6 protein-coding genes are annotated in these 4,568 nt (G+C 72.3%); 3 read left to right on the plus strand and 3 right to left on the minus strand.

Features of this window, described 5'->3' with window-relative positions; genetic code table 11:
* Positions 1–217 precede the first annotated feature (217 nt).
* The 3 genes from E1264_RS40515 to E1264_RS40525 are packed head-to-tail and all read right to left on the minus strand — an operon-like array spanning position 218 to position 2,942.
* Positions 218–1,384 (minus strand): bifunctional RNase H/acid phosphatase, encoded by a 1,167-nt coding sequence (locus E1264_RS40515; RefSeq protein WP_243711475.1) that lies wholly within the window; start codon positions 1,382–1,384, stop codon positions 218–220.
* Positions 1,381–2,124, minus strand: a complete 744-nt coding sequence (locus tag E1264_RS40520; RefSeq protein ID WP_132182551.1) for a C4-type zinc ribbon domain-containing protein — start codon at positions 2,122–2,124, stop codon at positions 1,381–1,383. Before E1264_RS40520 ends, E1264_RS40515 begins: the two co-directional genes overlap by 4 nt.
* Entirely contained in the window at positions 2,121–2,942 is an 822-nt protein-coding gene (locus E1264_RS40525; RefSeq protein WP_132182553.1) for a Nif3-like dinuclear metal center hexameric protein, read from the minus strand. Before E1264_RS40525 ends, E1264_RS40520 begins: the two co-directional genes overlap by 4 nt.
* Positions 2,943–3,045: 103 nt before the next feature.
* Here E1264_RS40525 and E1264_RS40530 point away from each other — a divergent pair, with 103 nt between their 5' ends.
* From E1264_RS40530 to E1264_RS40540, 3 genes are read left to right on the plus strand one after another with little or no spacing between them, the layout of a single operon-like run.
* Positions 3,046–3,579, plus strand: coding sequence for a pyridoxamine 5'-phosphate oxidase family protein (locus E1264_RS40530; RefSeq protein WP_132182555.1), 534 nt, complete (start codon positions 3,046–3,048; stop codon positions 3,577–3,579).
* Positions 3,580–3,624: 45 nt separating this feature from the next.
* Positions 3,625–3,969, plus strand: coding sequence for a DUF6191 domain-containing protein (locus tag E1264_RS40535; protein ID WP_132182557.1), 345 nt, complete (start codon positions 3,625–3,627; stop codon positions 3,967–3,969).
* A gap of 44 nt (positions 3,970–4,013) precedes the next feature.
* Positions 4,014–4,412, plus strand: a complete 399-nt coding sequence (locus E1264_RS40540) for a hypothetical protein (RefSeq protein ID WP_132182559.1) — start codon at positions 4,014–4,016, stop codon at positions 4,410–4,412.
* Positions 4,413–4,568 lie beyond the last annotated feature (156 nt).

The raw sequence follows: 4,568 nt of genomic DNA on the forward strand, positions 1-4,568 counted from the left end.
TCCGGGCCGAGCGGCTCGCGGGTTCCGGGGTGGAGGGGCGGTGGCGGCGGCGCGGGCAGGTCGGAGACGACGTTGTACCAGCGCCTCGGGAGCCTCGACTCGTCCAGCAGGATCTTCGTGCTCACGGTTCCTCCCCCAGGTCACGGTGCCTATCGCGCAGCGTAAGCGGCCGGGGATCAACGGGGAAGAGCGTTCCGGTCAGGTTTCTGGACGCTTGTCAGGTTTCCAGGTGGTGGACGTCGTTGAACGCGCGGAGCGTGGCGGGGCCGTCGGCGTACCAGTCGATGGACGACAGCGCCGATACGTCCAGGTGCATCCGGTACAGGGCCGTCATGGGGGCGTCCAAAGCATCCTTTATCAGGAGTTTGATGGGCGTGACGTGCGAGACGACCAGGACCGTCTGCTCGCGGTAGCGGACCTTCAGCTTGTCCAAGGCCGTCCGGACGCGGCGGGCCACGGCCGCGAAGCTCTCCCCTCCCGGCGGCGCGACCTCCGGGTCGGCGAGCCACGCCTTCACCTCGGCGGGCCACGCCTTGCTCGCCTCGGCGAACGTGAGGCCCTCCCATTCGCCAAAGTCGGTCTCGCGGAAGCCGTTCTCGACGCGGACGTCCAAGCCGGTGACGACGGCGATCTCGGCGGCCGTGTCGCGGCAGCGGGACAGCGGGGAGGTGATGATCGCGTCGAGGCCGCCGTCCTTGAGCGCGAGGGCGGCGGCGCGGGCCTGGGCGACGCCGTTCGCGGTGAGGGGGATGTCGCCCGTCCCGGCGAAGCGCTTCTCGGCCGACAGCGGCGTCTCGCCGTGCCGGAGCAGGAGGGTCGTCATCGGGGTGCCCGTCGGCGGCGACCACGCGGGCGCGGGGGCCGGCGGCGGCTCCGGCTCCCCCGGCGTCTCCTCGATCTTGCGGACCCAGTGCTCGCCGCGGGCGGCGGCGTCCATGGCCTCGTTGGCGAGCCGGTCGGCGTGCGCGTTGCGGTTCCGGGGGATCCAGCCGTAGGACACCGAGCCGAGGCCGCCCGCGGCGTCCCGCGCCTGGAGCGCCAGCGGCACCATGTCCGGGTGCTTGATCTTCCAGCGGCCCGACATCTGCTCCACGACGAGCTTGGAGTCCATCCGGACCTCGACGCGGGCGGACGGGTCGATCCGCGCGGCGGCCGTCAGCCCGGCGATCAGCCCCCGGTACTCGGCGACGTTGTTGGTGGCGTGCCCGATCGACTCGGCGACCTCGGCGAGGACCTCCCCGGTGAGCGCGTCGCGGACGAGCGCCCCGTACCCGGCCGGGCCGGGGTTGCCGCGCGACCCGCCGTCCGCCTCGACGACCAGCTTCCGCGAGCTCCTGCCATTGTGGGGGGACGACCCCCCACGCCCCCCGGCAACCGCGTTCACAGGCCCGATTCCGGGGTGCGGATGAGAATGCGCCGGCATTCCTCGCAGCGGACCACCTCGTCCTCCGCGGCGGCCCGGATGCGGTTCAGGTCGACGGTGTTCAACGCCAGGTGGCAGCCCTGGCAGGCGCCGCGGAACAGCTTCGCCGCGCCGACGCCGCCGAACTGGCCGCGCAGCTTCTCGTAGAGGGCGAGCAGGTCGTCCGGGACGTCCTTGGCGACGGCGGTGCGCGCGGCGCTGGTCGTCCCGGCCTCCTCGTCGATCTCCCGCAGGGACGCGTCGCGGCGCTCGGTGAGCACGGACAGCTCGTCCTGCGCGGCGGACCGGTCGGTGCGGAGCGCGGCGACCCTCCCCTCCGCCTCCTCCGTCCGCTCCATGATCTCCAGCACGACCTCTTCCAGGTCGGCCTGGCGGCGCTGCAGCGACTCGATCTCCGTCTGGAGGGTGCCGAGGTCCTTGACGGAGGCCACCTGCCCGGAGTCGAGGCGCTTCTGGTCCCGGTCGGCGCGGGTGCGGACCTGGTCGACGTCCTGCTCGGCCTTCTTCTGCTCGCGCTCCAGGTCGCCGACCTCTGTCTCGGCCGCCACGATCGCGTCGCGCAGCTCGGTCAGCCGGCCCTCAAGCCGCTCGATCTCCGCGAGCTCGGGCAGCGTGCGGCGGCGGTGCGCGAGCCGGTCCAGCGAACTGTCGAGGTCCTGGAGGTCGAGCAGGCGAAGCTGGGCTTGCTGTGCGGCTTTCACAGTGCTCCTTCGTCGTGGAGGCGCCACGCGTCGGTGACGAGCGTGGACACCCGGGTCTCCAACTTGCCAGCTTCCGGGGAGGCCGCGGCCAGGCGCCGTTCGGCGTCGGCGAGCCAGGGCCATTCCGTCGCCCAGTGCGCGGCGTCCACCAGCGCGGGCCCGCCGTGCTCGGCGAACTCCGACGCCGGGTGGTGGCGCAGATCGGCGGTGAGGTAGACGTCGACACCGGCGGCCCTCGCGGTGTCGAGCAGCGAGTCGCCCGCGCCCCCGCACACGGCGACGGTGCGGACGGGGCGGTCCGGGTCGCCCGCCGCGCGGACGCCCCAGGCCGTGGACGGCAGCCCGGCGGCCACCCGTCCGGTGAACTCCCGAAGAGTGAGGGGCGCGTCCAGCTCCCCGACACGGCCGAGGCCGCGGCGGGGATCGTCGGCGGCGGGGACCATCGGGCGCAGCTCTCCGGCGAGGCCGACCGCCCGCGCCAGCGCGTCCGACACACCCGGGTCGGCCCGGTCGGCGTTGGTGTGCGCGGTGTGCAGCGCCACCCCGTTCACGATCATCCGGTGGACGAGCCGTCCCTTCGGCGTGGTCGCCGCCACCGAGTGGACGCCGCGCAGCAGCAGCGGATGGTGCGTGACGATCAGGTCGGCATTCCATTCGAGCGCCTCGTCGAGCACCGCGGCCACCGGATCGACGGCGAACAGGACCCTTCCGACCTCCTGGTCGGGGTCGCCGCAGACGAGCCCGACGGCGTCCCACGGCTCGGCCCACGCCGGCGGATAGAGATCCTCGAGAACCGCGATGACATGGGAAAGGCGCACGTCCCGCAGGCTACCGCGCCGAGCCCCCGCCAACGAGCGTCCCTGGGGGGTGCCGGGGTCTGAAACGATGGGCGGGGGCACCCCTGACAGAGAGGAGTACGCCATGTCGGCTTCCGGCGCCGCCGCGGAACCGGAGCCCGCAGAGCCCACCGCAGAACGTCCGTACATGCCCGGCTACGGCATCCAGGGGCCGGACGAGGGAAGCGGCCTGCTCCCGTGGTCCTGGGCCGTGGAGCGGCTGATGGCCGCGCGCAACTTCTGGCTGTGCACCGTCCGGCCGGACGGTCGCCCGCACGCCATGCCGGTGTGGGGCGCCTGGTCGGGTGAGGCGCTTCTGTTCAGCAGCGCCGTCCCGTCCCGCAAGATGGTCAACCTGCGCGCGAACCCCCGGGTGACGGTCACCACGGAGGAGGCGGAGAACCCGGTCGTCATCGAAGGGATCGCGGAGGTGCTCACCGAGAAGAGGGACCTGCAGCGCTTCATCGACCTGGTCAATTCCAAGTACGCCACCAGATATCGTGTGGACTTCCTGGACCCAGAGGTGAACGCGACCGTCGCGGTACGGCCACAGCGGGTGTTCGGGCTCCGCCAGGGAGACTTCACCGGATCTCCCACCCGGTGGTCGTTCGCGACCTGACCGCCCGCCGGGATCATTCTGGAGACTCACCGCGTTGGAGAGTGTGTGAAGCCACCCTTTCGCCGCCGCAAGCGCGTCAAGGGCCGCGCCATGGGCAACCGCCCCGAGCCGGCCGAGCAGGAGATCGTCGAGTGGCCCCGCGACGGCACCGGCAAGTCGTCGATGATGGGCGCCATCCGCGGTGACGGCAAGACCGGCGCGGGCTTCGGCGGCGGCATGTTCGAGGACCTCGCGTCCGTGTTCGAGGGCTCGAAGAAGATCAAGGTCGAGGAGCAGGAGCGGCAGCAACTGCTCCGCAAGGACGACCACGAGCAGACGGGGTCGGGCAGCTCCCGCGACGACCTGGCCTCCGGCAAGATCCGCATCCGCCGCACCCCGCCGCCCGACTGAAACCTCACTCGAACATTCGTTCGAGTCCGGGTTATCCTGCCGTTGTGAGCACCTACGTTCCGCCCGGCTGGCCCTCGCAGGTGCACCCACCGGGCTCCGACCGATTCGAGGACACCGCACTGGCCTGGCTGCTCGAGCTCGTCCCGCCCGAGTACCGCCGCTACGGCGTCCTCCGCCGCTACCCCATCGCCCTCGCCCGCATGGCCCGTCACCACGTCAGCGCTTCCGTCGAGGCGGCCCGGGAGGGCTTCCGCAGCGCCCGGGTCGACCTCGGCGAGGTCGTCCCGCCGCACGGCATCGAGTCCGTCCTGGACACCTACCGCCGCGAGGGCGCCCGCCTCGTCGCCCTCCTGCAGGGCATCGAGCTCGTCGAGACGGCCCTGCGCGGCCTCGCCGAACCGGACGACCCCGCCCACCGCCGCCCGTTCACCCCCAAGCTGTGACCGTCCCGTTGACGCTGAGTCGCGGCGTGCGCAAGCCTTGACCCCGACGTTTGACGGGAGGCGGGTCCGGTGAGCGCATCACCTGGGTGGTACCCAGATCCGGAGCTGATGGGCCGCGAACGCTACTGGGACGGACAAACCTGGACAGACCAGTCC

This window comes from Actinomadura sp. KC216 (genome assembly GCF_004348535.1).
GTDB lineage: Bacteria > Actinomycetota > Actinomycetes > Streptosporangiales > Streptosporangiaceae > Spirillospora.

Coding starts and splice junctions, on each gene's coding strand:
- E1264_RS40530 (WP_132182555.1), top strand. CDS start 3,046: ATGTCGGCTTCCGGCGCCGCCGCGGAACCGGAGCCCGCAGAGCCCACC.